The organism is Nocardia flavorosea NBRC 108225 (genome assembly GCF_001613385.1).
GTDB lineage: Bacteria > Actinomycetota > Actinomycetes > Mycobacteriales > Mycobacteriaceae > Nocardia > Nocardia flavorosea.
The window spans coordinates 211,140-238,105 of record NZ_BDCG01000016.1 but is presented as its reverse complement, the minus strand read 5'-3'; the positions used below and the strand labels follow the sequence as shown (position 1 = coordinate 238,105).

Below are 26,966 nucleotides of genomic sequence, written 5' to 3'. Positions count from 1 at the left end.
CTCGCCCCTGGAGGTAGGCCGCTGCCGTCCCCGGCCGGAGAGCGGTAATTAGGATCGGGGCATGGGTATACGCACCGCTGTTGTTACCGGGGCCAGCTCGGGAATCGGGGAAGCCACCGCCCGGGAGCTCGCGAAACAGGGTTACCACGTGTATGTGGGCGCCCGCCGGGTCGACCGGCTGCAGCAGCTGGCCACCGAGATCGGTGGGACCGCGCTCGAGCTCGATGTCACGTCCGACGAATCGGTCGCGGCATTCACCGAAGCGGTCGACAGCGCGAATATCCTGGTCAACAATGCGGGCGGCGCGAAAGGGCTGGCCACGGTCGCGGAGGCCGATCTCGACGACTGGCGCTGGATGTGGGAAACCAATGTGCTGGGCACCCTCCGGATGACCAAGGCCTTGCTACCGAAACTCATCGCCTCCGGCGACGGCCTGATCGTCACCATCACCTCGGTCGCCGCGTTCCACGCCTACGACAACGGCTCCGGTTACACCTCCGCGAAACACGCCCAGGCCGTGCTGCATCGCACCCTGCGCGGTGAACTGCTCGGGCAACCGGTCCGCCTCACCGAGATCGCACCCGGCGCGGTGGAAACCGAATTCTCCGTGGTCCGTTTCGACGGTGACACCGAACGCGCCGCGAAGGTCTACGAAGGTATCGACCCGCTCGTCGCCCAGGACATCGCCGAAATCGTCGCCTTCGCCGCGAGCCGGCCACCGCACGTGAATCTCGACCAGATCATCGTCAAACCCCGCGACCAGGCCGACCCCGGCCGCTTCGCCCGGCGTAGCTGACCGATCGGCAGGCCCAGCTCGCGATATCGGCGGTCCGGCGCAAAGGCACGGCACTGTCGGCGGCGGCCGCCGGTGCGTCCGGCAGAAGATCTGAGAACGCACGGTCACCGGCCCCTACGATCGGCAGTTTTCCGGATGATGCCGGCGGCGAAGAGGCCGGACACCCGTGCGGGCCGGACGGTGTGGTCAGATCTCGATACCGACTGTCACGGGTTCAGGGGTGAGCGTGATGCCGAACCGGTCGGCCACACCATCGCGCACCGTGCGAGCGAGCGCGACGATCTCGGCGGCGGTGGCTGCGCCGCGGTTGGTGAGGGCCAAAGTGTGCTTGGTCGACAGCCGGGCGGCGGCATCAGGACCGGGGAAACCCTTGGCGAAACCGGCGCGTTCGATCAACCAGCCGGCGGAGAACTTGACACCGCCCACCGCCGGAAACTCGGGCACCTGCACCTCGCCGAGCTGCTCGCGGATCGCGGCCCGGACGCCGTCCACCCGGTCGTGGGCGACCACAGGGTTGGTGAAGAAGGACCCTGCGCTCCAAGTGTCGTGGTCGGCGGGATCGAGCACCATCCCTTTCCCGGCGCGCAGGCCGAGAACCGTTTCGCGGACGGCCGCCGCCGGCCGGCTCTCCCCCTCCGCGGCGCCCAGCCGTTGCGCGAGCTCCCGATAGCGCAACGGAGCGCTGGCCCCGGAGGGATCGAGGGCGAACTCCACCGCGAGCACCACCGCGTCGGAGCGGTGTTTGAGCCGGCTCGTCCGATATCCGAACCCGAGGTCACCGGGTTCGACCCAGTGGATTTCCCCGCTCGCCCGGTCCAGTAGCTGCACCCGGCGCAGCAGGTCGGCGACCTCCACGCCGTACGCACCCACGTTCTGCACGGGCGTGGCCCCGGCCGATCCCGGGATCCCCGACAGGCATTCCAGCCCCCCGAACCCGGCGCGCACGGTCTTCGCGACCACCGCGTCCCAGTTCGCCCCCGCGTCCGCGGTCACCGAATCGGGCCCCAGTTCGACCCCCTCGGTCGCGATCCGGACCACCACCCCGGGCACCTCGTCGTCGGAGATGAGCAGATTGGATCCGCCGGCGAGTAGCAGTACCGGAATCCCGGCCGCGTCCAGCGCGCGGACGGCCGCCACCAAGGCATCGGTACCGGCGCATTCGGCGATCGTCGCGCCGCCTCCGACCCGCAGTGTCGTCAGCTGCGCCAGCGGCACCGCGGAACGCACCAGCGCACCCGTTCCGGCCAGCAGCTGCCGGAGTTCGTCCGCGGGGACAACCCGAGAAGTTCGCACGACCAGACGGTAGCGTGTTCGGTCATGGCTACAGCGCTGGCGTATACGGCTCGCTACTCTCACCCGGTTGCCGCGGTGCGCGAAGCGTTCCGCAACGAGAAGTACTGGCAGGACCGTATCGCGGCGGTGGGCGGGCCGGGTGCCCGGTTCGTTTCCCTGGAACTGGAAGGCGAACAGGTTCGTATCGAGGTCGTGCAGTCCATTCCGGCCGATCTGCTGCCGCCCGCCATCACCGCTGTGCACCCCGGCGATCTGATGATTCCGCGCACTGAACTGTGGTCGGGGACTACCGGTAGTTTCGAGGCCCGGGTCGAGGGCGCGCCCGCGGAGGTTCGTGGCACCATCACCGCCACCGACGAACCCACCGGCGCCGTCGCCGAGATCTCCGGCTCGATCGAGGTGAAGGTCCCGCTGTTCGGCCGCAAGATCGAGGAAGCCATCGGGGAACGTCTCACCGAGCTGCTGGCCGAGGAGACCGAGTTCACCAACGGCTGGATCGCCGAACAGGCGTAGTGCCGGCTGCCCGGCCTCCGGCCCGCCCCGGCGCAACCGGACGGTAACCTACCGCGCATGGCTCGCCGACTGGACTATTCCGCCCGCTACCCGCTGCACACCACCAAAGAGGTATACGCGGCGCTGACGAACCGGGATTACTGGGAAGCCCGGATGGTCGAAATGCGGAAGTACTCGCCCAACGAGGTGGTCTCGATCGATGCGAGCGAGGACGGGATCGACGTGGTGCTGCACCATATCCTGCCCCGCGAAATGCTGCCCGAGGTCGCGCAGACCGTGATGCGCAAAGATATGGTCATCACCCGTAAAGAGAGCTACGGCCCGTTCGGGCCGGAGGTCGAGGGCAAGTACTCCGCTTCCATCCCGGCCGGCCCCGGCAGCCTCACCGGGACCATGCGCCTGTTCCCCACCGATACCGGTTGCACCATGCGCATCTCCTCGGATGCGAAGGTTTTCATCCCGATGATGGGGCCACGGCTGGAACAGCTCATGCTGGTGAACCTGGTCGATCTGTTCCGCGCCGAGGCCGAAGTGACCCAGCAGTGGCTGGACGACCGAAAACTCTGAACACCCCCCTCGGCACGGTCACCCGGGGCACCACCGGAACGAATCGGCTCCGCCGCAGTGATCGCCGGCTCGTCCACGATCCACAGATCACCGGTGTACTGCACCGTGCCGCCGACCCGCTGGTGGTGGACCTCGGTTACGGCGCGCAACCGTGGACCACGCTGGAACTGGCCGCGCGCCTGCGCACGGTCCGCCCCGATGTCCGGGTGGTGGGCCTGGAGATCGACCCGGCCCGGGTGGTACCTGCCCGCGACGGTGTGCGGTTCGCCCGCGGCGGCTTCGAATTGGCGGGCCTGCGACCACACCTCGTGCGCGCGTTCAACGTGCTGCGCCAATATCCGGAATCGGCGGTCGCCGGGGCCTGGGCGACGATCCTGTCGGGCCTGGCGCCGGGCGGGCTGCTGATCGAGGGAACCTGCGACGAACTCGGCCGGCGGAGCACCTGGGTTCTCCTCGACGGGTCCGGACCGCTCAGCCTCACACTGGCGTGGGATCCGCTGACCGTCGAACGCCCGTCCGACCTCGCCGAACGGCTCCCCAAAGCGCTCATCCACCGCAATATCCCCGGCGAACGTATCCATGCACTGCTGTCGGCGGCCGACCTGGCCTGGGCACATACCGCACCGCTGGCCGTATTCGGTCCGCGCATCCGCTGGCGCGCCGCCGCCGAGCTGCTGCGCGAACAGGGGTGGCCGGTGCACGATCGGCGCCGCCGGATGCGCGATAACGTCCTCACCGTCCCCTGGACCACCGTCGCGCCTTCCTGACATGCGGGCGGGGCCGCGTGTTCCATCTCACAAACTCGGCCATCCGACCGCCGCTGACGTCGCCACGTTCACCATCTGCCCACACCCGGGCCTCAGAGCCGGCACAGAATAATGCGGAACAATCGCGTGCATGCCCACCAAGAGCCTGTCGGTACCGAAGGTCAGTCGCCGGACCGCGGTCATCGCCGTGATCACCGCCGCCGTACTGGTGGCGGCCGCGCTCATCGGCGGTGAAGCCTATGCGCGGCACCGGATCGCAAGCTGTATCAGCAGCCAGTTCGAGAAGGAGATGGGCTCGCAGATCAATGTCGGCTTCGGCGCCAAACCACTACTCGTCACCATGGTGGACGGGAAGGTTTCGCGGATGGACGTCGACAGCGAAGGAGCCGAATTCGGCCCCGCCGTCGATATGCAGGTACACGCGCAGTTCCACGATATCCAGATGCCGGAGGGCAGTAACAGCGGTAGCACGATCGGCAGCTCGAACGCCGACGTCAGCTGGAGCAACGAGGGAATGACCCAGACGCTGAAGGGCCTCGTCAGCGAGGTCCGGTCGGATCCGGACTCCGGGAAACTCACCATGGCGGTACTGGGCGGGCTGGGCCGGCTCCAGATCACGCCGCAGATCGTCGACGGGAAGGTGCAACTGGAGGTCGGGCAGGCGCAGTTCCTGGGTATCGGGGTGCCGGAGGATCTGGCCGAGGGGGTGGTGAACCTGCTGACCGAGAGTATGCAGGTCTACCCGCTGGGCCTGGAGCCGACGGCGCTGAAGGTCACCGATAACGGTGTCGAAATCGATCTGAAGGGTGGGCAGGCGGAGTTGCCGCCGCCGCCGGAGGGCAGTACTTCCTGCTGAGGGCAGATTCCGGAGGTACGGAGTTGGAGCTCGGATCCGGTGGACGTGCTCTCGGTGTGGGCAGTCCGTTAAGGGGCGGGCTGTAATTTTGGAGACGCTCCGCGTCTCGAGGGGTGGGGCCCTATCGGGCCCGGTTCTTCACTCCGCCGCTCCTCCGCTTCGCTCCCCCGCTCTGTCGCTCCAGAACCGGGCGGGCCCCACCCCGGGGTCTGTGAACCTATTCGGGGAAGCCGTCCAGGACTGTTCGGGTGCGGGAGAGGCCTAGGCGGGTGGCGCCTGCGGTGATCAGGTCGGCGGCTGCTTCGGCCGTTCGGATGCCGCCGCTCGCCTTGATTCCGAGGCGGTTGCCGACGGTTTGGGCCATCAACTGGACTGCATGGGGGGTGGCGCCGCCGGCGGGGTGGAAGCCGGTGGAGGTTTTCACGAAATCGGCGCCGGCCTGTTCGGCGGCCCGGCACACCTCGACGATCGCTTCGTCGGTGAGCGCGGCCGATTCGATGATCACCTTGAGCACCGCTCGCTGGTCGATCGCCTCGCGGACCACGATGATATCGGCGAGCACGGCGGCGTAATCGCCGGCGACCGCCGCACCGATATCGATGACCATATCGACCTCCGCCGCCCCCTGATCCACCGCGAGCCGGGCCTCGGCCCCCTTGATCAGCGAATGGTGTTTCCCGGAAGGGAACCCCGCGACGGTGGCCACCACCACCCCCGGTGCCCGCACCGGCAGCATGGCCGGCGAAACGCATACCGCGTACACGCCGAGCTCCCGGGCCTCGGCGACCAGGGCGGTAACATCCGCGCTGGTCGCTTCCGGGGCGAGCAGCGTGTGGTCGATCATTGCGGCCACCTCGGACCGGGTCAGCGATACGGAATCGGCCATGGCACGAGAGTCTGGCACACCCGGACCGAATTCCGTTGCGGGCCTCCGGTCCGTCGGGAACACTTCGTATCGCAATCGGCCCCATAGGAGAGGACGACGTTGCTGATCCGTCGCGAACGTGGCGTCGACACCGCCGCCGTGGCCGCCGTACACCGCAGCGCGTTCGCTGCCCAGTACGTCACAGCCGGTGGAGACGGCGCGCAGGATCCTCCCGAAGTGGCGCTCATGGAGGAGTTGCGCAGCGACCCCGGCTGGATTCCGACCCTGTCCATGGTCGCGATGGCCGGCGATACGGTGGTCGGCCACGTCTGTGTCACCCGGGCCACGGTGGGCCCGTTCCCGGTGCTCGCACTGGGCCCGATCGGGGTGCTCGCCGACCGGCACCGTCGCGGGATCGGTTCCGCGCTCATACACGCCGTGGCCGGTGCCGCCGACGCGCTCGACGAACCATTGATCGGCCTGCTCGGCAGTCTCGACTACTACCCGCGATTCGGCTTCCAACCGGGCGAACGCCTCGGCATCACCCCCGACCGGCCCGAGTGGGCGAGCCATTTCCAGGTGCGCCCGCTGACCGCCTACGACTCCCAGATCCTCGGCGAATTCCGTTATGCCCGCCCTTTCTACGCCCTCTGAACGCGGCCGGCTCGTATCGGGTCGAATCCGCTGATCGAGCGATAGGGCCGAATCCCGGCAGCTGCGCCGGGCACATCGAACCGGTGCGCCGCCGCTGCGAGCCCAGCGGCCGTGCCGTGTTCAGTGAAACCCTGCACAGTTGCGGCCCGCGCGCAGCGGCAGCGTCGAACGACTTGGCTAGGCTCACTTCATGGTTTCCGCCGTGTCCGACGATCGCCGATATGTGCTGACCCTGGGTTGCCTCGACCGCCCGGGCATCATCGCCGCCATCACCTCGTTCATCGCCGAGTTCGGCGGCTCCATCCTGGAGGCCGGTTATCACTCCGATCTGGAGACGGGATGGTTCTTCACCCGGCAGTCCATCAAGGCCTCGACGGTGCCGTTCGGGGTCGAGGAACTGCGGGAACGGTTCCGGCAGATCGCCGATGAGCTCGGCCCGGACACCGAATGGCAGGTGCACGATTCGGGACTCCGCCGACGGGCAGTGGTCTTGGTCAGCAAGGAAGGTCACTGTCTGCACGATCTGCTCGGACGCGCAACCGCGGGTGAACTGCCCGCCACCATCGAGGCGGTGATCGGCAACCATCTGGATCTGGCCGCCATGACCGAGGCGCACGGTATCCCGTTCCATCACGTGCCCTTCCCGAAGGATCCGGCCGAACGCGGACCGGCTTTCGAGCAGGTCCGCGAACTGGTGGACAAACACGACCCCGACGCGGTAGTGCTCGCCCGGTTCATGCAGGTGCTACCGGAACGACTGTGCGAGCACTGGGCCGGGCGGGCTATCAATATCCACCACAGTTTCCTGCCGTCCTTCGTCGGCGCCCGCCCCTACCATCAAGCCTTCGTCCGCGGCGTCAAACTGATCGGCGCCACCTGCCACTATGTGACGGCGGAACTGGACGCGGGCCCGATCATCGAACAGGACGTGATCCGTGTCGATCATGCCGACGGAGTGAGCGATATGGTCCGCCAGGGACGCGATATCGAACGGGTGGTGCTGGCCCGCGGTCTGCGCTGGCACCTGGAGAGCCGGGTGCTGGTGCACGGTAAGCGCACCGTCGTGTTCTCCTGAACCGGTCTACCGCCGGTGGGACGGTCAGCCCACGGCTTCGGCGGGCGCGCGCACCGAGGCGAGCACCTCACCCAGGATCTCGTTGAAGCGATCGATCGCTTCCACAGTGCCCAGATGCCCGGTGGGCAAGAGGACGAACCGGGCGAGATTGCCTGTTTCCCGCAGCCACTCCGCGATCTGCTCGGCGTGTACGGCGGGCGTCATATCGTCGGCAGTACCGGCGACGACGGTGGTCGGCACCATCAGTTGCCGGGCCGCATCGCCGAGATCCATCTCGGCCAGCAACCGGCCGAATTCCGACCGCACCCAGGAGCGGCAGGACCGCGCGATATTCAACCCGAAGTCGATGGTTTCGGGGTCGGCGTCCAGGCTCATGATCTGTCGCGCGAACACCCACCGCACCGGCGCCACCGGCGGGAAGACGATCCGGGCACTCAGCCCGCCCCGTCCGAGCCACATCGGCAGCGGCACCTTCCGGTTCAGCAGCGGTAGTGGCCGGTTGAAGAACGGCACCACAGTGGTCTCGTCCACCAGCGCATACGGCCCGGTATTGGCCAGCACCACCGCCGCGGCCTGATCGAGTACCCGCTGCGGATTCTTACCCGCCCACGCCTGCACTGTCATCGCGCCGAGGCTGTGCCCGACCACGACCGCCCGCTGCCCCGGTCGCAGTACAGCGCCGAGGACCGCGCAGAGATCATCGGCGAGCAGGTGACAGTCCAGCTGATCGGGATGACCGAATTCGCTCTCCCCGTGGCCGCGCAGATCGAAGGCGATCACGCGGTACTCGCCGGCGAAGGCGTTGATCTGCGGGTTCCAGTATTCGAGACAGCAGGTCCAGCCATGGATCAACACCATGGGTTGTGCGTCGTGCGGGCCGTAGGCGTGCACGCGCAGCCGGGCTCCGTCGGCCGCCCGCACATCGATGACCTGAGGTTCCGCGCTCGGCGGGTTGAGCGCGGGGTTGCGGTATCCGCCGCGGCTGCGCAGTCCGGCCCGGTGCACCTCGAAGATTCCATCGATCTGATGAGCGAGGGCGCTCCAGAGCTCCGACATCATCGCACGCATCGACACTCCTTTGTGTTACTAACTGACACAGTAACGCGCAGGAGCACACCTCGCCAGCCGGACACGGCGACTCCGGAAGACGGGTCACAGGCACGCCGGATACCGGCCGGGCCGGCGCCGGACACCACCTGTGACAGATCGAGACACCCCGCCACCGACGGGGCGGGAATATCGCGCTACCAGCGCGGACCGCGCTGGACCTCGTCCACCTTCGGCCGCACATCGGCGAGGTAGATACCGGTCGCGATGATGGCGACGAAACTCAGCAGCCCCAGCCGGAGCGGAGGCAGCATCAACAGCAGCACGGCCACGCCGAGGATGCCCAGCCAAATGGGTTTCGTCAGTTTGTCGACCGCGGTGAACGCGTCGGAACGCTGGCGCACGGCATGCACCAGCGCGAACACAGTCGCGCTGATTGCCAGTAGCCACAGCGCGGCCATGATCCAAGCGGTCAAGCCATACACCTGCTGCACCCCACCATGATAGGAGCAGCGCCCCCGCACACCACAGGTGCACGGGGGCGCGAGCCCAGATCGGCAGGTCAGACCGACTTCGGGGCGGCTTTCTTGGCCGGCGTCTTCTTCGCGGCGGTCTTCTTGGCCGCAGGCGCCTTCTTCACCGGTTCCGGAGCCGGAGCGGGTTCGGGCACGGGGGCCGGTTCCACCACTTCGGCGTCGACGACCTCGGGTGCGGAATGAGCCTCGGCCTCGACCACCGGCGCGGCCGCTACCGGCGCCTTGCCGGACCGGGCGATCAGGCCGGATACCCGGTCGATCACTTCCTCGGCCCGGCCACTGGCATCCTTGTAAAGGTTCTCGACCCGGCCCACCTGCTCTTCCACCAGATGGTTCGCGCGCAGCCGTTCCACGGTTTCCTCACCGCGGACGGCCAGGTCGGAGTAGATGTCGAGTGCCTGGCGGTAGTACTGCTCGGCCAGTTTGCGCAGTTCCTCGGAGGTGAACTTCTCGCGCAGCTCGGCCAGATCCTCCGGCAGTTCCGAGGGCAGCTCGGAAAGCCGCGCGCGGATCTGCTCGAACTGGGTCTGCACATCGGCGGGCAGACCGGCGAACCGCTCGCGGGCCTCATCGACACGGCCGTTGACGTCGGTGGCGCGTTCCCGCACCTGGGTCACCGCATCCAGAACAGCGGTGTAGACGGCGTCCGTGGCACCGACGGTGGCGAACAGCGGTTTCACAGTGGTGTTCTTCTCGGTCATTTATCGTTCTCCTGGCGTGGCGGAGCGTCGGTGTTCGGTGGTGGAACAACACTGTCCCGGGCGATCGTTTCCTCCGGCCCGTTCTCCCGGCGGAACGATTCGTAGATGTCCAGGAGCACCTGCTTCTGCCGCTCACTGATCGCGGAATCGGCCAGCAGCGCATCCCGGACGGGACTGTGCGCCCGCTGCTCTAGGTAGCCGGCGCGCACGTACAACACTTCCGAAGAGACCCGCAGCGCCTTGGCGATCTGCGTGAGCACTTCGGCGGAGGGGTTTCGCAAACCGCGCTCGATCTGGCTGAGATACGGGTTGCTCACCCCTGCCAGCTGGGCGAGCTGACGCAACGAGACCTGCGCGGCCTCGCGTTGTGCCCGGATGAACCCGCCGATGTCCTGCGCCGCGTTCACCACGCGGGCTGCCTTGTCGCCGCCGCCGGCGGTGGCCGCCGGATCGTCGGTGTACTGAGCGGAAACGTGGGGCTCTTCGGCCATCACTCACCTTCTGGCTTGTACGTACGCAACGATAGAACAGGGTGCTAGCAATTGCAAGCACTTGTGCTAGCAGGTTTTCCGGTACTCCCGCGCCGGCGTCATCCGCCGAACATCAGATGCGAGACCGTATAGATCAACAGGCCCGCGAGGCTGCCCACCACGGTGCCGTTGATTCGAATGAACTGCAGATCCCGACCCACCTGGACCTCGATCTTCTTACTGGCCTCCTCCGCATCCCAGCGGGCGACGGTATCGCTGACGATGGTGGCGATCTCGTCGGCGTAGTTGGCCGCCAGATAACGGGCCCCGCGTTCGATCCACCCGTCCACCTTGGCGCGGGCATCGGTATCGTCACGCAACCGCTCGCCCAGCTGCTGCACGTTCTCCGCGACCTTCCGGCGCAGGGTGCTGTCCGGATCGTCGGCGGATTCCAGGATCAGCCGTTTGGCCGCCCGCCAGGTCGCCTCGGCCAGGCCCGTGATCTCCTCCCGCCCCATGATCTGGGTTTTGATCCGCTCCGCCTTGGCAATCATCGCCTCGTCGTACTGCAGATCATGAGCGAATTCCTCGAGGAACCGGTTCGCGGCCAGCCGGACCTCGTGATCCGGGGTCGAACGCACTTTCCAAGTGAATTCGACCAGCTCGCGGTACACCTTCTCCGAGAGGAGCACATTCACGAACTTCGGCGCCCACTGCGGGGCCTCCCCCATGACGATCCGGTCGACCGTCTCCTGACTACCCAGCGCCCACTGGTGGGCGCGCTCGGCCAGGAGGTCGACCAGGGGCAGCTGCCGGTTGTCGGCCAGCAGTTCGGCCAGCACCCGGCCGATCGGCGGGCCCCACTGCGGTTCGGCGATCCGTTTCACGATCGTGTTATCGATCACCTGCTCGACGTCTTCGTCCCGGAGCACTCCGACCACCGCGCGCAGAATCGTCGAACTCTCGTCAGCCACCCGCGCGGCATTGGCCGGATTCGCCATCCAGCGCCCCACCCGCCACGGAATCTGGGCGGAGTTCACCTTCGCGGTGACCACCTCCGGCGAAAGGAAGTTGGTGCCGACGAAATTTCCCAGACTGGCACCGAGCTGGTCTTTCTTACGCCGGATGATCGCGGTATGCGGAATCGGCAGGCCCAGCGGATGCTTGAACAACGCCGTCACCGCGAACCAGTCGGCCAGCGCACCCACCATGCCCGCTTCCGACGCGGCCCGCACATACCCCACCCAGTCACCGGCGCCACCGCGGGACTCCAGCCAGCGGCACACCAGGTAGATGGCGGTCGCCACCGCCAGCAGTCCGGTGGCCACCACCTTCATCCGCCGCAGGTCACGCCGTTTGGCCGCGTCATCGGTGAGTGTCGAGAAGACGCCCGGTGGTTCCCCCGAACCGCCGGGGCCGGGAGTCGCGGGAGCGGAATCGAGCACCGCACTGCTGCCGGTCGCTTTCTGCATACCCCCCATTCTGCTGTGCCGACCGGCAGTGGCTCCGGCGACGCGGTGTGGTTCCGGCCGCACGGGCACCAAACGAAACACGCGGACCGGTGGTGGGCATAGAGTGGAAAGGACGCGAACCGTACGGACCGAGGAGCCCCACGCTGTCCACCGATGACCTGCTCGATATCGGGAATCCCGCCGATCGATCGGCGCCGGTGCGTGCCCCGCGGACCGACGGCCGGAAACGCCGCTGGCGCCAGCACAAGATCAATCGGCGGGAGGAACTCGTCGACGGCACGCTGGCGGCGGTGCGAACCCGCGGCGGTAATGCCGGAATGGATGAGATCGCCGCCGAGATCGGCGTCTCCAAAACCGTCCTGTACCGCTATTTCGCCGATAAGAACGATCTGGTCAATGCCGCTATGCAGCGGTTCATCGAGATCACGCTGATGCCCCGGGTGTACGGGGCGATCAGTTTGGACGCCGACGAATACCAGCTGGTGCGTTCCGCACTGGCCGAATACGTGGGCGCGGTCGACGAAGACCCCGAGGTCTATCGGTTCATCATGGGCACCGGCTCCGGCGACCCGTCCTCGCTGGCCGATTTCGAGCGGCTGTTCGCCGAGGTGGTGGCGGCAGCCATCACCGAACGCGGGAGCGCGCTCGGTATCGAGACCGAGGGGGTGATGCTGTGGTCGTATGTGATCGTCGGCGGTATCCAGCTCGCCACCCACTGGTGGACCACCAACAAGTCGATGGATCGCGACGAAGTGATCGACTACCTCACCATGATGGTGTGGAGCGCCATCGAAGGGATGGCCCGCGCCGGCGGTTCACGCGACAAGTTCGGCGCACAGGAGCATGTGCTGCCGCCGATCCCCTCCGGCGACCAGGCCGTCTGAGCCACCCGGCTCGCCGGGCTCGACAACCCCGCCGGTTTGGCTAGTCTGATTGCCGTGCGGCGGCGGAGAACCGGGTGAGTTCTCCCGCCACCGTAGGCGCGCGTCGGCACCAACGGAGGTACCTCGATGGCGAAACAAGTGCCGACTTCCCGGCTGGCCCGCGGCACCAAACTGGGTGCGGTGGCGGCGGGGTCGATGGTGCGCACCCAGCGCGCCCGGCTCTCGATGCGCGGCCGTTCGGAGGCGGTGCGGGCGCGGATGGCCGAGGAATCGATTCTGCGCAGTACCGAACAGCTGGTCACGGTGCTGGGCACCATGAAGGGCGTGGCCATGAAGCTGGGCCAGATGATGTCGGTACTCGATCTCGACCTGGTCCCGCCGGATCACCGCGAACGATTCCAGAAACGGCTGGCGGTACTGCGTAATGCCGCGCCCTCGGTGTCGTTCGAATCGATGCGCGCGGTGATCGAGGAAGACTACGGCCGGCCGCTGGACGCGGTGTTCGCCGAATTCGAGCCGGAGGCCATCGCCGCCGCGTCGATCGGGCAGGTGTATCTGGCCCGGTTGCACGACGGCCGGCAGGTTGCGGTGAAGGTGCAGTACCCGGGGATAGATGCCGCCGTACGCGCCGACCTGAAGAATCTGACCATGTTCCGGCGGGTCCTGCAGTCGGCCATGCCCTGGGTGACCCCCGCGGTGCTCGACGAACTGCGCCTGAACATGGAATCCGAACTCGACTATCACGTCGAGGCCGAAACCCAGCGCGATATCGCGGCGCTCTACGCCGGCCACCCGTTCATCGTGGTCCCGCGGCCGGTGCTCGAGCACAGTACGCAGCGGGTGCTGGTCACCGAATACTTGGCCGGGACGGCCTTCGAAGATGTTCGCGCCATGCCGCGGGCCGAACGCGACCGCGTCGGCGAGATCATCTACCGCTTCTATGTCGGTTCGCTTTTCACTTTCAACGAATTCTGTGGCGACCCGCATCCCGGTAATGTCCTGCTCGCCGAGGACGGCCGGGTCGGTTTCCTGGATTTCGGGCTGTTCAACCGGATGGATCCGGAGCATGTGCGGTTCGAGGCGATCTGCCTGTGCGCGGCGGCCGAGGATCGTGGTGCGGATCTGCGGGATCTGATGGTCCAGCGCGGGGTCATCGATTCGACCGACGAGATCGGGGTCGAGGAATGCCTGGAATATGTGCTCTCGGCGTCCGAATGGTGTCTGGTGGACCAGGAACTCACCATCACCCCGGAATTGGCCAGCGGCGCGTTCCTCCTTGCCGTGGACCCGCGCTCGAGCGAATTCACCGGCATGAAACAACAGAACCTGCCGCCGGAGCATCTGTTCTCCCGGCGTGCCGATTTCCTGACCTTCGGGATGCTGGGACAGTTGGAGGCCACGGCGAACTGGCATCGGATCGCCCGGGAGTGGTTGTACGGCGACGAGCCGGTCACCGAACTCGGCCGGATCCACCGGGAATGGCTGGACCGGCGCCGGCCGCGTAAACGCGGTAGGCGCCGTACCGGCTGACCGCGTCCACGACAGCACATCCACAAGGGGTTCATTCATGACCGATACACGCGAATTCGACCTGATCGTGTTCGGCGCCACCGGCTTCGTCGGCAAACTCACCGCCCGGTACCTGCTGGGCGCTGCCCCCGCGGCGGCGCGCATCGCGCTGGCGGGACGCTCCGAACACAAGCTCGCGGCCGTTCGGGACGAGATCGGCGCGTATGAGTGGGGTTTGGTGGTGGCCGACAGCACCGACCAGAATTCACTGGACTCGCTCGCCGCCCGGACGACCGCGGTGATCACCACGGTGGGTCCGTATCTGCGGTACGGAATGCCGCTGGTCGCCGCGTGCGCGAAGGCCGGCACGCATTACGCGGATCTGACCGGTGAACCGCTGTTCATCCGGGAAGCGATCGACTCGTATCACGAGGAGGCCGCCCGGACCGGCGCCAAGATCGTGAATTCCTGCGGCTACGATTCGGTGCCTTCAGATCTGAGTGTTTACCAGCTCTACCGGCGTACGGTCGCGGACAACACCGGCGAACTGGGCGATACGACGCTCATCGCCACCCTGCGCGGCGGGGTGAGCGGCGGCACGATCGATTCGGGGCGCGCGATGATGGAAGCCGTCGCCGCGGACAAATCCAAGGGCGCGGTCCTGAGCCATCCTTATTCCCTGAGCCCCGATAAATCCATGGATCCCGATGTCGGCCGGCAGTCCGATCTCGTTCTGGAACGGGCTCGCGAAATCGACCCGAGTCTGGACGGCTGGGTGGGCACGTTCGTCATGGCCGCCCACAACACGAAGATCGTGCGCCGCAGCAACGGCCTGCTCGGCTGGGTGTACGGCAAGAACTTCCGCTACCGCGAAACCATGGGGGCGGGCAATTCGCCGCTGGCACCCCTGGTCGCGGCCGGTATCTCCGGCGGCGTGGTGGCGGGTATGGCGGCCGGTGGCCTGCTGTCCCGGTTCCGCGCCGGCCGCGCCCTGCTGGACCGCATCCTGCCCGCGCCCGGCACCGGTCCCGGCGAGCGGACCCGGGAGAACGGCTGGTTCCGGATGCGGACATACACCCGCACCACCTCGGGCGCACGCTATCTCGCGACCTTCGCCGGCCAGGGCGATCCAGGGTACAAGGCGACAGCGGTACTGCTCGGCGAGAGCGGGCTGGCACTGGCGTTCGATCCGAAACCGGAGATCGCGGGCATCCTCACCCCGGCCGCCGCCATAGGCGATGTCCTGACCGAACGCCTGCGGGCCGCGGGAATGACCATCGACGTGGAGCCGCTGCCGTGAACCTCGCCCGGCGCACGATGAACGCCCCGGCGCTGGCGGCGGTGTACGAGCGGGCGTGGCGGCCCACGCTGTTCTATCTCGCCTCGGGTCGTAGCACCGGCGCCGATCGCCGCTTCGCGGTGGACTCGCTGCGGCTGGGTACGGCCGGACGGGTACTGGATATCGCCTGCGGTCCGGGTAATTTCACGCGCTACCTCAGCGAACACGTTCCCGCGGACGGATACGTAACCGGTATCGACTACTCACCGCCGATGCTTGCCCGCGCACTGGCCGACAATGCAGGGCCCCGGGCGGGGTACGTGCGTGGCGACGCCCGGTATCTACCGTTCGCGGACGGAACATTCGATGCTGTCTGCTGTTTCGGCGCGCTGTACCTGATCCCCGACCCGCTGGTCGCGGCCCGGGAGATGATCCGCGTGCTGGCTCCGGGCGGACGGCTGGCAGTCACCACGAGTTATCGGCCGGATAACGCGTTCGGCGAAGTGACCCGACGCACCGCGGCAGTCGGTGGATTGCGGATGTTCGGCGCACAGACTTTTCCCGAGCTGTTCGCCGCGGCCGGGCTGGTCGATATCGATCAGCAGGTGCACCGGTTCCTGCAATACCTCACCGCGGTGAAACCCGCGTCCGATACAGCGCGGCACAACGGGCGGTCCACCACCTCGAACAGCGGGGTCTGAGAAGCGACGACTGCGTCCGCACGCACGATTACGCAAAACCACTGTTCCGTGCGCCATTTCACACAGCGATTCCCCGCTCCGGCAGGTTTCTGTCGGCACCGCGGGCTACTCGTCGGTAGAGTCACGGGTTGTACCAACGGTCCGGAAGGGGGATTCCAGGTGTCGCTCCCGGAACTGGGCCAGGGTGTGGCCCGCCAGTTGTACGCCGCGGCGACCGCTCAGGGCACGAATTCGTTCACCCTCCCGGAGGATGCCGCCTTGCGCCTCGCGGCCGCCTGCGATGCGCTGGTCGCGGATCTGGAAGCAGCCCGGGCCGGCGGCCGGCAGCTCGCCGCGACATCGGGTACCGCCGGTTTCCCCGATCTGCCCACCGGGCACGCCCTCGCCGCAGGTTTTGCCGGTAAGGCCGTCGAATACCTGGACACGCTGACCGCACTGCAGGAAACCGCCCTGCGCTTCAAAGCGGCCTATCTGGCCGCCGCGGGGCGGCTCACCGAGGCAGATCTCGCGAACCGGGCCGCGCTCACCGTCGCCGCGCAGGCCGCAGGAGGCGGGAATGGCTGAATTCGCCGAACTCGACCCGCCTTTCGCTCCGGAACGTGAGTGCTTCGGCAGCTTCACCCATCAGGAGATCTGGGATCGGGTCCACGAGGTACTCGATCCCGCCGCACTCGGCGCGTCGGCGGCGGCCTGGAAATCGAACGCCGACGCCGTAGCCGCTGCGTTCGCGACCTTCGCCGATACCGCACGCCGGGAATTCGGCGGCTGGTCCGGACACACCGCGAACGCCGCCTGGCAGGCCACTCAGGATTTCATCCGCACCGGCGAGTCGACCCACGACGTCTGCCGGGCGCTGCAGCGGATCATGACGGGCAATTCCGACGCGGCGCAAACACTGCGTGCCGCGCTGGTCGCCCCGCGGCCGTATCGCCCGCTCGACGACCCGGCGGCCGAGGCCGTCCACGGCGGCCGACGCCGGATGGACCACGATATCGCCTCGGCTGCCGCGACCGCCGACGCGCAGGACGCGATGACCACCATCTACCTCCCCACACTCCCGGCTTCCGGGGATCGGGTGCCCAGGTTCCCCGATACGTCCGCCGGCGCCGACCGTGGGAGCCCACACCGGTGAAATGGATATTCACTCCCGACGAATTCAGTTACGTCTGGGCCGCTGAGACGAGCCTGGACCGCCGGCCCTACCCGGTGAACCTGGCACCGGCCAGTGCGGTCCGTACCGAATCGGAACTGGCCGCCCTGCGATTACCCCAGCGGTTCGCCAGACAGGCCGACCCCGATCTGGCAGCCGCGCTCATGCTCTGCGCCCGCCCGGACGCCACCGCCGTCACCATCTCCGGAGAACGCTCGGTGCTCCCCCGTAACGGTGAATCGCCGGGAACCGAGCAGATTCTCGGCTTCGCCGCCGTGATAGGGCATCACGCCGCCGTCCTCCATGCCACCAGCACCAGGGTCACCGTGCAGATGTGCCATGCGCACGATCTCGGAGACCGGCTGGTCGCCCTGATCGGTTCGGCCCGTCGCGGTACCCATGGACCACTGTGCGAACCACAGGAGGCAGTACTCACCGATGCACCGATTCCCGGTTGCCGCGCAGCCGGTGACGCGGCACTGTTCCGGAAGACACTGCGCGAACCGGTGGATTCCCGCGGTTTCCTCACCGTCACCGTCGCCCCGGACGATCCGATGTCGCCGCCCACCCGGCATCGCAGCTGGCTGGATATCCGCGGGGACGGACGCTATCTGCTGACCACCGCCGACGTGCTCGTCCTGGACCCGGTGGGCGATATCGAATTCGCCGGCAAACTACTCGGTCTGGCCGGGGTCCGCACCAGATCACCCCGCCTGTGATACTGCTCCGATGGCCGAGTACTGGAACGAGCCCGCGAGCCGCGCACTGCGCGCCGACGGCCTGCGGATCGCCGACCTCGACACCTCCGCCCGTCCCGGTTTCCGAGGCGACAAACCGATGGGTAAACGGCTGCTCACCGAACGCGGCCGCGTACTGGCCGGCGAACAGGAAAAGCTCTACGCCAACGGGCGCTCCGGTGATCGGCGCAGCGTGTTGCTGGTTCTGCAGGGTATGGATACCGCTGGAAAAGGCGGCATCGTCCGCCACGTGATCGGTTCGGTGGACCCGCAGGGCGTGGACCACGCCGCCTTCGGTGTGCCCACCGAGGAGGAGAAACAGCACCACTTCCTGTGGCGGATCCGGCGCGCCCTGCCCCGCGGTGGGCAGCTCGGGGTGTTCGACCGGTCGCACTACGAAGACGTGCTGGTCGCCCGGGTGCACGGACTGGTCCCCGAGGAGGTCTGGCAGGGACGCTACGCGGAGATCAACCGGTTCGAACAGGAACTGGCCGACAACGGTACGACGCTGGTGAAGGTCGCGCTGTTCGTCTCCCTGGACGAACAGAAGGCCAGACTGCGGCAACGCCTGCAACGACCGGACAAATACTGGAAGTTCAGCCCCGGCGATATCGACGAACGTGGCTACTGGCCCGCCTATCAGGAGGCCTACCAGGCGATACTGGACCGCACCGGCACCGACTACGCGCCGTGGTACGTGGTACCGGCCGATGCGAAATGGTACGCCCGGCTGGCCGTCACCGAACTGCTGATCGAAGCCCTGCGCGGACTCGAGCTGAACTGGCCGGCGCCCACGTTCGACCCGGCGGCCGAATTACGGCGCCTCGAGCGAGCGTGACCGGCCCGTACGCGGCGGGTTGTGGAAACTCTCAGCAAGCCGGGCAATGATGGGGCGGTGCGCCGGATATCCCGGCCGCCCCCGCCGGGCCTACCACCGGGTGGGGCATCCAGGTAGCGAAAGGCGTGGTGAACGCACGGTGAGCAAGAGACCCGGGCGGCCGAATCCGCTGGCGGCGGCCCAGCGCGCGGAACGCAATCGCAAGATCGCGATACAGGTGGGCGTCACCGCGGTCCTGGTGGCGCTGGTTGCCGCGATCGGGATCGGGTTGGCCGTGCGCAACTCCGGTTCCGACTACGACGGGCCGGTACCGGCAGCGGCCACCGAAAACGGCGCCATCCGAATCGGACAGCCCGAGGCGCCCGCGACAGTGCGTATCGTCGCCGATATGCAGTGCCCGGTCTGTAAACAGTTCGAAGCCGACCACAGCGAGCTGCTGAACCAGGCGGTCGCCGACGGCACCACGCAGATCGAATACAACATCGTCGGGTACTTGGACAAGATGTCCAGCACCAACTACTCCACCCGATCGGCCAACGCGTCGTACTGTGTCGCGGACAAAGGCACCGAGAAATACCCGGACTGGCTGGAGCTGATGTTCCGGAATCAGCCGCCCGAGGGCGGGGCCGGACTGGCGGACCAACAGCTCATCGATATCGCGCACGAGGCCGGTTACACCGACCCCGCGGTCGACAAGTGCATCAACGACGGCACCTACAACGACTACGTCGCCGAGATGTCGGACAAATCATTGTCCGAGGGTATCGATGGGACGCCGACGGTGTTCGTCAACGGTGAGCAGGTGAACCTCACCCTCAACCAGGACAAGACCGGTTTCGACACCGCTCCCTTGGCCGACGCGATCCAGGCGGCTGCGGGCCGGTGAGCACGACCTCGCCGCGGGCCGCCTGGATCATGCTCCTGACCGGCCTGGCCGGCTGGGTGGCGTCGCTGGTCCTGCTGGTCGAAGATTTCAAACTGCTCAGCGAACCCGGGTACGTCCCGTCGTGCAGCCTCAACCCGGTGCTGTCCTGCGGGTCGGTGATGGTCACCGATCAGGCACAGGTTCTGGGATTCCCGAACCCGATCATCGGCGTGGTCGGGTTTTCGGTGGTCGTCACGCTGGCGGTGCTGTCGGTGGCGGGAGTCGGCCTGCCCCGCTGGGTCTGGGCGGGCCTGTGGCTGGGTACAGCCGCGGGAACCCTGTTCATCTGCTGGCTGATCTTCCAGAGCCTGTACCGGATCAACGCGTTGTGCCCGTACTGCATGGTTGTCTGGGCGATCATCACCCCGCTGCTCGCGGTGCTCACCGGACAGCTGTGGGGTAACGATCGCGGGGCCCTGCGGGTGGTCGCGGAATGGCGCTGGACCTTCGTGGCGGTGTTCTACGCGCTCGTGCTGGTGCTGGTGTTCCTGCGCTTCCAGGACTACTGGCTTTCGCTGTTCTGATCGCCGGCGGCCAGGGGTGGACGGACGGGCCCTATCCAGGTGCCAACCGCACCGAGACGACCCGCGTGTCACCGTCGGGTTCCAGCACTCCCAGCCGCACCACTTCGGCCGGCCGCCGGGTGTCGATGGCCGTACGCAGGGCACGGGCGCTGGTGACCGCCCGGCCGTCGATCGAGGTCACGATCTCGCCGCTGGCCAGCCCCGCGCTCTGGCCGGGTAGTCCCGGAATGGCCATATCGATGCGCGCACCGCGGGGGCCGGCATCGGAGATCACCACACCGAGTGTCGCGGCAGGGCCGATATGCACCGATTCGGTGGGCGTTCCCGACCGGATCTGGCGGACGACCCGCATCGCCGCATCGATCGGGACGGCGTACCCGTTCGGCGGATCGGCGGTATCTCCCGGCGGCGGGTCCTGCTCCCCGGATGCCGCGGCGATCACGCCGACCACCGCACCGGTGTGATCGGCCAGCGCACCCCCCGACTGCCCGGAACTGACGGGTGCCTCGATCTCCAGCATCCCGGTGAGCGCCTGGCGCGAAAAATCCTGTTCGTTCACCGCCATGATCGTGCTGTCCAGATCGCTGACCCGGCCCGGGACGGCGGTCGCGGCGCCGCTGCCACCGGCATTGCCGATCGCCACGACCTCGTCCCGGACCCGCAGATCGGACGAGCTGCCGATCCGGGCGGCTGCCAGGCCGGCGGCGCCGGTGAGCGATAGCAACGCGATATCGGCGCGGGCGTCGTATCCGAGGACCCGGGCGTTGTACACCGCCCCGTCGGTGACCCGGCTGACCTGGACCGCTTTCGCACCCTTCACAACATGGTGGCTCGTCAGCACCTGGCCGTCGCCGGTGAGGACGATCCCCGATCCGGCCGCTGCCGCCCCGAACGCCCGGGTGGTGGCGGTGATGTTCACCAGAACAGGTGAGACGTCCCGGGTGACATCCTCGGCATCCAACGGCGGCCGCGGCATCGGCCGCGCCGGAGCCACCGCCACGTCCGGCCCCGGCCGGGCGACCCCGGGCAGCTCGCCCTGATACCCCAGAAGAGCCCCGAGTGCCAGCACGGCGGCGAACACGGTGACGAGTACACGCCCGCCGCCACCCGGCCGCCCGGGCCCGGTGCCCTGCCACTGGTCGTCCAACGAGCCTCCTGTGTTTATTTGCGCCGCTTTCGGCGGCGCGGGTTTCGGCCCCCCTCGGTCCCTGCTGTCAGCAGGGCGGGCCGAAACCTCTCGAGGCCTCGCCGAACTCGGCGGCGCCGCTGGGCGCTGTGGGTACGGGCGAAGCCATACCGTCAAGTGTCTCCCAAGTCAGCGGGCGCGGGGAGGATTTATTCCGTCGAGCCGCGCGGCTACCTGCGGGAGGAGAAGTTATCCACAGGCTTCCCCAGTTATCCACAGGGTGCGGTGGCACCTGGGCACAACCTGCCGCCTGACCTGTGGATTCGTTACCCCGGAGCCGATGACGGTCACGCCCGCGTCACAGCGTTGAGTGGCAGGTTGCCGCGACGGCAGCGAAAACAGCCCGCTGACAGGTCGTTTCCGTTGAGAAAAGCCAGAAAAGGCCGGGGCGGAAATCGCACCCCGGCCGTTATCCATCGTTCACCGAATCAATAGATTCGCGGTATCGATCATCGAATGTCCCCGGAAATCCATCCACAACTGCGCCCACCCATCCACAAGCCCGTCGGGGTTTTCCACAGGCTTCTCCACATGTGGAGAAAGTCGTCGGCGAAGGGGGCACGGATTCTTCGACAGTGGTCGATCCAGGCGGCCCGGGCCGGTTCGAATTCACTCCGGGCAGGGCATCATATGGTCGCGGTATCGATCACGAATCGGTACCGCACATCACTGGCCACAACCCGCTCATAGGCACCGTCGATCTCATCCGCGGAAATAACCTCGATTTCCGCACCGATTCCGTGAGCAGCGCAGAAATCCAGCATTTCCTGTGTTTGGGCGATACCGCCGATCATCGATCCCGACAACGACCGGCGCCGCCCGGCCAGCACCTTGGGCTGCACTGCCAGCGGCTGCTCCGGCAGCCCCAGCACGACGAGCGTGCCGTCCAAGCGCAGCAGTTTCATATAGTCGTCGATCGGCAGATCGGCGGAAACGGTGTTGATGATCAGGTCGAAGTGGCTGCGCAGTTCCCGGAAGATCTGTTTATCGCTGGTGGCGTAGTAGTGCTGGGCGCCGAATCGTTTCCCGTCTTCCTGTTTGCTCAGGGAATGGCTGAGAACCGTCACCTCGGCACCGAGCGCCGCGGCAATCTTCACGGCCATATGGCCGAGGCCGCCCATTCCGATAACCGCGACCCGCTTGCCCGGCCGGGCACCCCAATGCCGGAGCGGCGAATACACGGTGATCCCGGCGCACAGCAACGGCGCGGCCACCGACAGGTCGATACCCTCCGGAATTCCGAGCACGAAGTTCTCGGTCACCACGATCTGGGTGGCGTAGCCGCCCAGGGTGTGCCCGCCGGGCTGCACCTCTTCGGCGACTCGGCTGTTGTAGGTCATCACGGCACCGCGCAGGCAGTACTGTTCCTCCTCCTGCAGGCACGGTTCGCACACCCCGCAGGAATCGACCATACAACCGACACCTACCCGGTCACCGACCTGATGGCGGCGTACCGCCGACCCGACCGCCGCCACCGTACCGGCGATCTCATGCCCCGGAACGCACGGATACCCGGCTCCGCCCCATTCATTGCGCGCGGTATGGATATCGGAATGGCAGATCCCGGCGTAGGCGATATCGATCAGCACATCGTGCGGACCGAGTGCCCGGCGCTCGATGGTGACCTTCTCGAACCCGGCATCGGGACCGGCCATGGCATACGCGGCAACACTACTCATGAGTTAATGCCTACCGTATTTTCGGCGCGCTGACGCGCGCGGGGCTTCGACCCCCTTGGGCCCCTGATCTCGGCGCCACCGTGGTCGCGTCGCCGAGCCGAGCGTGGCCGAGCTCGGTGACGGCCTATGGTGCGGCGCAACGGCCGAATGCCCGTCAGCTTTGCGTCAACCGGCGCCGGATCCGCCGGGCAGCGGCGACCATATTGCGCAGGGCGGGGTCCAGCTGCCAGTGGTGGCGGGTTTTCAGGCCACCGTCCGGGTTCGCCCAGAGACGCTCGGGGCCGACGGCAGCTGCCGCAGCGGTGAGTAGTTCGTCGAGTTCGTCGATATCGGGAATCCGGGCCGAACGGCTCTCGTACACACCCGGCCCGACGCCGTGACTCAGACCGTGCCCGGAGGCGTAGTCCTCCTCGAGTGCCTTGAGCACCCATTCGATGGACCGGGTGGCGACGATCGCGGTGACATCGGCGTCCAGCTGCTCGATGGCCTCCACGATCTCCGTGCGCCCCGAGTAGGGAATATGTGTGTGGATCTGGGTGTCCGGTCGCACCCCGGAGGTCGCCAGCCGGAACGCGCCGATCGCCCAGCGCAGATATTCGGCGCGGCCCTCGGGCCGGGCCGGCCACAGCTCACGCAGCGCAGGCTCGTCGACCTGGATGATGCCGATACCGGCGCGCTCCAGATCCACCACCTCGTCGCGGATGGCGAGCGCCACCTGGTCGGCGGTTTCGTAGAGCGGCTGGTCCTGCCGGACGAAGGAACGCGCCACCATGGTGACAGGGCCGGTGACCATACCTTTGACCGGTTTATCGGTGAGCGACTGCGCGTAGGTGACCCACTCCACCGACATCGGGGCCGGCCGGGACACATCGCCGTAGATGATCGGCGGCCGCACGCAGCGCGAACCGTACACCTGCACCCAGCCGAAATGCGTGGTCGCGAAACCGTCCAGCAGTTCGGCGAAGTACTGGATCATATCGTTGCGTTCGTGCTCGCCGTGGACGAGCACATCGAGGCCGATATCTTCTTGCAGCGCGATGGTCGCGGCGATCTCCGATTCGATCTTCTTGCGGTATTCCTCGTAGGAGATCCGGCCCTCACCCAGCTGGTGGCGAGCCTGTCGGGCTTCGGCGCTCTGCGGGTACGAACCCAGGGTGGTGGCGGGTACCGGCGGTAATTGCAGCTTCTCCTGCTGCGCGGCCCGGCGCACCGGATACGGTTCGCGTTCGCGCATCTGCGGAGTGATCGCATATACCCGCTGACGCACCGCATGCTTCTGTTTGAAATGCACTTCGCCGGGACGTTTACGCCATTTGTCGGACGGCCCCTCGGTAAGCGCTTTCGCCAGCGAAACGACCTCGCCGACCTTCTGCTTCGCGAAAGCGAGCCGGTCGGCCACATTCCCGGCGATATCGTATTCGGCGAGGACGTCGTAGGGCACGTGCAGCAGCGTGGTCCCGGTGGACACCACCAGGTCCGGGCACACCTTCGCGAGCTCGTTCAGGTATTCCAGGGTGACGTAGCGGTCGGCCCGCCACACATTCGTCCCGCTGATAACGCCCGCGTACAGCCGTTTCCGCCGGATCCCCGGGATGGCGGCGAGCACCTCGGGGCGGATCCGGTAGGAGGCCAGATCGAGGCCGATCGCCTCGACTCCGGAGGCGGCGAGAATGGTCAGCGCCGCACCGAAATCACCGTACTGTCCGGTGACCAGGATCCGCGGTCGCAAAGGGGCCTTCGACAACCGGTCGTAGGCGCGTTCGAACGCGGCCAGTTCGGCCGCCGAACGCTCGGCGGTGAAACACGGTTCGTCGAGCTGAATGCAGGTGGAACCACGCTGCGCCAGGATCGCGAAGAGTTCCTCGTACACAGGCAGCAATTTGTCCAGTAGTTCGATGGTGTCGAACCCTGCGGATTCGCCGGGCACACTGCCGGCCTTGGACAGCAACAGCAGCGATACCGGCCCCAGCACCACCGGGCGCAGCTCGATATCGGCCGCCATCGCCCGATCCCATTCGTCGAGCAACGCCTCGGGATGCAGCGAGAATTCGGTATCGGCGTCGAGTTCGGGCTGGCGGTAGTGGTAATTCGTACCGAAGAAACGCACCAGTTCCAGCGGCGGCAGATCCGGGCGGCCCCGCGCCATCAGGAAATAGAAATCCAACGGGTCCATACCGTCGCGGTATTCGGCGAACCGAGACGGTACCGCGCCGAACAGCAGCGCGTTGTCGAGCACATGATCGTAGAAGGAGAAGGTGTTACCGGGAACCTGGGTGAGCCCGGTGGCCGCCAGTTCGTGGAACTGCTGCTCTTGGATATCGCGCGCGACCGCACGCAACTCCTGCTGGGTGATCGCCTTCCGCCAGTACGCCTCGAGCGCCCGTTTGAGCTCCCGATGCGGACCGATCCGCGGATAGCCGAGCACACTCGACCCGAACCCCTCGCTGACATTCACCATTGCCGACCTCCGTGTCATTTGGGGCCATCACCGCCGACGGTACGGACCCTGTTCTACCCGCGAATCAGAGCTGCCGCTGCCGGCACCATGACCTGCCTACCCGCGAACCGCCCACATCACCCCGACCGCCACGCATCCGTCGAGTTCACGCCCGGACGTATCCCACGTCCGCCACCGATGCTGCGAGGCACTCGACCACTCCGCAGAACCAACCGTTCAGCGAGCCCCTCACCCCGACCGAACCCAACGGGCCCCGACGAGACCCTGCAAGCCGAAACCGACCGCCGGTGGTGCCGGTTCCACGAGGCTCTGAAAGCCAACCCTCGACTCCGACGCAACCGACGGTGGCGCCGACCCCGGCGAGGCCCTGCAACCAACCCCCGAACCCCAACGCAACCAACGATGGCGCCGAGTCCAGCGAGGCCCCGCAAGGTTTCGGCCCACCTCTGCTGTCAGCGCTCGATGCGGTGCGGCGAAGCCGCGAGTGTCGAGGCTGACAACAGACACCAAGGGGGCCAAAATCCCCGCGGCACCGAAGACTCAGTACTGGTAGAAGCCGGCGCCTGTCTTCTTGCCGAGCAGCCCGGCCTCCACCATGCGCATCAGCAGCGGCGGTGCCGAGTAGAGCGGCTCCTTGAATTCGCCGTACATCGAATCGGCGATGGATTTGACCGTATCGAGGCCGACGAGGTCGGTCAGCGCCAGCGGACCCATCGGGTGTGCGCAACCGAGGACCATCGCCTTGTCGACGTCTTCCTTGGTGGCGAACCCGGATTCGACCATTCGGATGGCGGACAGCAGATAGGGCACCAGCAGGGCGTTGACCACGAAACCGGAGCGGTCGGAGGAACGCACGACCTCTTTGCCGAGGACCTCGGAGGCGAATTTCTCGGCACGTTCGGAGACGGCGGCGCTGGTTTTCAGCGTGGTCACCAACTCGACCAGCGGCAGCACGGGCACCGGGTTGAAGAAGTGCATACCCACGACCCGCTCGGGCGTGTTGGTCGCGACGGCAATCTTCATGATCGGAATGGAGGAGGTGTTGGAGGCGAGCACCGCATTCGGGTCGGTGACCACCTTGTCCAGTTCGGCGAAGATCGAGGTCTTGACCTTCTCGTCTTCCAGAACGGCCTCCACCACCAACTGGCGGTCGGCGAAATCACCCAGATCGGAGGTGAACCGCAGCCGCCAGGCGGTCTGCTCACGCTCGCGTTCGGTGATCTTACCGCTGCTCACGCCGCGGTCGAGCGACCGCAGGATGCGCGAACGGCCGGCGGCGGCGAGTTCACGGGTCTGCTCGTACACCAGTACATCGACATGTGCGCGGGCGCACACCTCCGCGATGCCGGCGCCCATCTGTCCGGCGCCGATGACACCGACGCGCTGAATCTTCTCGCTCACAATCCCGCTCCTGTATCTATGGCGCCGCCTTCGGCGGCGCGGGGTTCGGGGCCCTTGCCTATGTGCGCCGCCTCCGGCGTCGC

The 26,966-nt window shown here is 67.1% G+C and carries 28 protein-coding genes; 17 read left to right on the top strand and 11 right to left on the bottom strand.

Annotated features, from left to right (window positions below; translation table 11 throughout):
- Positions 1-61: 61 nt before the first annotated feature.
- Positions 62-796, top strand: a complete 735-nt coding sequence (locus NFL01S_RS21410) for an SDR family NAD(P)-dependent oxidoreductase (RefSeq protein ID WP_062977955.1) — start codon at positions 62-64, stop codon at positions 794-796.
- Positions 797-982: 186 nt separating this feature from the next.
- Here NFL01S_RS21410 and NFL01S_RS21405 read toward each other — a convergent pair whose 3' ends face one another.
- Positions 983-2,023 carry a UDP-N-acetylmuramate dehydrogenase gene (locus tag NFL01S_RS21405; RefSeq protein ID WP_157116798.1) on the bottom strand — a complete coding sequence of 347 codons (1,041 nt, stop codon included), beginning with the start codon at positions 2,021-2,023 and terminating at the stop codon, positions 983-985.
- A gap of 90 nt (positions 2,024-2,113) precedes the next feature.
- Here NFL01S_RS21405 and NFL01S_RS21400 point away from each other — a divergent pair, with 90 nt between their 5' ends.
- The 4 genes from NFL01S_RS21400 (at position 2,114) to NFL01S_RS21385 (ending at position 4,792) form a co-directional block, all read left to right on the top strand.
- Entirely contained in the window at positions 2,114-2,602 is a 489-nt protein-coding gene (locus NFL01S_RS21400) for a DUF2505 domain-containing protein (protein WP_062977954.1), read from the top strand.
- A 57-nt stretch (positions 2,603-2,659) separates the two neighbouring features.
- On the top strand, positions 2,660-3,169 hold the full coding sequence (locus tag NFL01S_RS21395) for a DUF2505 domain-containing protein (protein WP_062977952.1): 510 nt from the start codon (positions 2,660-2,662) through the stop codon (positions 3,167-3,169).
- Positions 3,145-3,936, top strand: coding sequence for a class I SAM-dependent methyltransferase (locus NFL01S_RS21390; protein WP_062977950.1), 792 nt, complete (start codon positions 3,145-3,147; stop codon positions 3,934-3,936). The genes NFL01S_RS21395 and NFL01S_RS21390 overlap by 25 nt, the downstream gene beginning before the upstream one ends.
- A 130-nt stretch (positions 3,937-4,066) precedes the next feature.
- On the top strand, positions 4,067-4,792 hold the full coding sequence (locus tag NFL01S_RS21385; protein ID WP_062977948.1) for an LmeA family phospholipid-binding protein: 726 nt from the start codon (positions 4,067-4,069) through the stop codon (positions 4,790-4,792).
- 217 nt (positions 4,793-5,009) lie between these two features.
- Here NFL01S_RS21385 and deoC read toward each other — a convergent pair whose 3' ends face one another.
- Positions 5,010-5,678 (bottom strand): deoxyribose-phosphate aldolase, encoded by a 669-nt coding sequence (deoC, locus tag NFL01S_RS21380; RefSeq protein ID WP_062977946.1) that lies wholly within the window; start codon positions 5,676-5,678, stop codon positions 5,010-5,012.
- Between the two features lie 99 nt (positions 5,679-5,777).
- Between deoC and NFL01S_RS21375 the strand changes: the two genes are divergently transcribed.
- Both NFL01S_RS21375 and purU read left to right on the top strand, forming a co-directional pair.
- Positions 5,778-6,311, top strand: coding sequence for a GNAT family N-acetyltransferase (locus NFL01S_RS21375; RefSeq protein WP_062977944.1), 534 nt, complete (start codon positions 5,778-5,780; stop codon positions 6,309-6,311).
- 190 nt (positions 6,312-6,501) lie between these two features.
- Positions 6,502-7,386 (top strand): formyltetrahydrofolate deformylase, encoded by an 885-nt coding sequence (gene purU, locus NFL01S_RS21370; RefSeq protein WP_062977942.1) that lies wholly within the window; start codon positions 6,502-6,504, stop codon positions 7,384-7,386.
- 24 nt (positions 7,387-7,410) lie between these two features.
- Here purU and NFL01S_RS21365 read toward each other — a convergent pair whose 3' ends face one another.
- The 5 genes from NFL01S_RS21365 to NFL01S_RS21345 all read right to left on the bottom strand — a co-directional run bounded on the left by NFL01S_RS21365 (position 7,411) and on the right by NFL01S_RS21345 (position 11,621).
- Positions 7,411-8,454, bottom strand: a complete 1,044-nt coding sequence (locus NFL01S_RS21365; protein ID WP_062978200.1) for an alpha/beta fold hydrolase — start codon at positions 8,452-8,454, stop codon at positions 7,411-7,413.
- A 176-nt stretch (positions 8,455-8,630) separates the two neighbouring features.
- Positions 8,631-8,927: a DUF2516 family protein gene (locus tag NFL01S_RS21360; RefSeq protein ID WP_033246322.1), complete on the bottom strand. Its 297-nt coding sequence runs from the start codon at positions 8,925-8,927 to the stop codon at positions 8,631-8,633.
- Between the two features lie 68 nt (positions 8,928-8,995).
- The gene (locus NFL01S_RS21355) at positions 8,996-9,670 is read right to left on the bottom strand and encodes a hypothetical protein (protein ID WP_062977940.1); all 675 of its coding nucleotides are present in this window, start codon (positions 9,668-9,670) and stop codon (positions 8,996-8,998) included.
- Positions 9,667-10,161 (bottom strand): helix-turn-helix domain-containing protein, encoded by a 495-nt coding sequence (locus NFL01S_RS21350; RefSeq protein ID WP_062977938.1) that lies wholly within the window; start codon positions 10,159-10,161, stop codon positions 9,667-9,669. Before NFL01S_RS21350 ends, NFL01S_RS21355 begins: the two co-directional genes overlap by 4 nt.
- 98 nt (positions 10,162-10,259) lie before the next feature.
- A complete protein-coding gene (locus NFL01S_RS21345) occupies positions 10,260-11,621 on the bottom strand; it encodes a DUF445 domain-containing protein (RefSeq protein WP_371851837.1) in 1,362 nt (453 codons plus the stop codon).
- Positions 11,622-11,809: 188 nt separating this feature from the next.
- On the opposite strand from NFL01S_RS21345, the gene NFL01S_RS21340 reads away from it, so the two are divergent.
- The 10 genes from NFL01S_RS21340 (at position 11,810) to NFL01S_RS21295 (ending at position 20,159) form a co-directional block, all read left to right on the top strand.
- Positions 11,810-12,496 carry a TetR/AcrR family transcriptional regulator gene (locus tag NFL01S_RS21340; RefSeq protein WP_084493120.1) on the top strand — a complete coding sequence of 229 codons (687 nt, stop codon included), beginning with the start codon at positions 11,810-11,812 and terminating at the stop codon, positions 12,494-12,496.
- Between the two features lie 126 nt (positions 12,497-12,622).
- Entirely contained in the window at positions 12,623-14,026 is a 1,404-nt protein-coding gene (locus NFL01S_RS21335) for an ABC1 kinase family protein (protein ID WP_062977936.1), read from the top strand.
- Between the two features lie 37 nt (positions 14,027-14,063).
- Positions 14,064-15,305 (top strand): saccharopine dehydrogenase family protein, encoded by a 1,242-nt coding sequence (locus NFL01S_RS21330; protein WP_062977934.1) that lies wholly within the window; start codon positions 14,064-14,066, stop codon positions 15,303-15,305.
- Complete coding sequence (locus NFL01S_RS21325; RefSeq protein ID WP_062977932.1) at positions 15,302-15,985, top strand: class I SAM-dependent methyltransferase; 684 nt, start codon at positions 15,302-15,304, stop codon at positions 15,983-15,985. Before NFL01S_RS21330 ends, NFL01S_RS21325 begins: the two co-directional genes overlap by 4 nt.
- 159 nt (positions 15,986-16,144) lie before the next feature.
- Positions 16,145-16,549 carry a hypothetical protein gene (locus tag NFL01S_RS21320; protein WP_062977930.1) on the top strand — a complete coding sequence of 135 codons (405 nt, stop codon included), beginning with the start codon at positions 16,145-16,147 and terminating at the stop codon, positions 16,547-16,549.
- The gene (locus NFL01S_RS21315; RefSeq protein WP_062977928.1) at positions 16,542-17,117 is read left to right on the top strand and encodes a hypothetical protein; all 576 of its coding nucleotides are present in this window, start codon (positions 16,542-16,544) and stop codon (positions 17,115-17,117) included. Before NFL01S_RS21320 ends, NFL01S_RS21315 begins: the two co-directional genes overlap by 8 nt.
- Positions 17,114-17,854, top strand: coding sequence for an ESX secretion-associated protein EspG (locus NFL01S_RS21310; protein WP_062977926.1), 741 nt, complete (start codon positions 17,114-17,116; stop codon positions 17,852-17,854). The genes NFL01S_RS21315 and NFL01S_RS21310 overlap by 4 nt, the downstream gene beginning before the upstream one ends.
- 10 nt (positions 17,855-17,864) lie before the next feature.
- A complete protein-coding gene (locus NFL01S_RS21305; RefSeq protein WP_062977924.1) occupies positions 17,865-18,710 on the top strand; it encodes a polyphosphate kinase 2 family protein in 846 nt (281 codons plus the stop codon).
- A gap of 139 nt (positions 18,711-18,849) precedes the next feature.
- A complete protein-coding gene (locus tag NFL01S_RS21300; RefSeq protein WP_063916005.1) occupies positions 18,850-19,596 on the top strand; it encodes a DsbA family protein in 747 nt (248 codons plus the stop codon).
- A 29-nt stretch (positions 19,597-19,625) separates the two neighbouring features.
- Positions 19,626-20,159 (top strand): vitamin K epoxide reductase family protein, encoded by a 534-nt coding sequence (locus NFL01S_RS21295; protein WP_062978197.1) that lies wholly within the window; start codon positions 19,626-19,628, stop codon positions 20,157-20,159.
- 31 nt (positions 20,160-20,190) lie between these two features.
- Here the strand turns inward: NFL01S_RS21295 and NFL01S_RS21290 are convergent, their stop codons facing one another.
- The 4 genes from NFL01S_RS21290 to NFL01S_RS21275 all read right to left on the bottom strand — a co-directional run bounded on the left by NFL01S_RS21290 (position 20,191) and on the right by NFL01S_RS21275 (position 26,886).
- Positions 20,191-21,306 carry a S1C family serine protease gene (locus NFL01S_RS21290; RefSeq protein WP_062977922.1) on the bottom strand — a complete coding sequence of 372 codons (1,116 nt, stop codon included), beginning with the start codon at positions 21,304-21,306 and terminating at the stop codon, positions 20,191-20,193.
- A gap of 665 nt (positions 21,307-21,971) precedes the next feature.
- Positions 21,972-23,024 (bottom strand): NAD(P)-dependent alcohol dehydrogenase, encoded by a 1,053-nt coding sequence (locus NFL01S_RS21285; RefSeq protein WP_062977920.1) that lies wholly within the window; start codon positions 23,022-23,024, stop codon positions 21,972-21,974.
- Positions 23,025-23,178: 154 nt separating this feature from the next.
- A complete protein-coding gene (gene metE, locus NFL01S_RS21280) occupies positions 23,179-25,482 on the bottom strand; it encodes a 5-methyltetrahydropteroyltriglutamate--homocysteine S-methyltransferase (RefSeq protein ID WP_062977918.1) in 2,304 nt (767 codons plus the stop codon).
- Between the two features lie 540 nt (positions 25,483-26,022).
- The gene (locus NFL01S_RS21275) at positions 26,023-26,886 is read right to left on the bottom strand and encodes a 3-hydroxybutyryl-CoA dehydrogenase (protein ID WP_062977916.1); all 864 of its coding nucleotides are present in this window, start codon (positions 26,884-26,886) and stop codon (positions 26,023-26,025) included.
- Positions 26,887-26,966 lie beyond the last annotated feature (80 nt).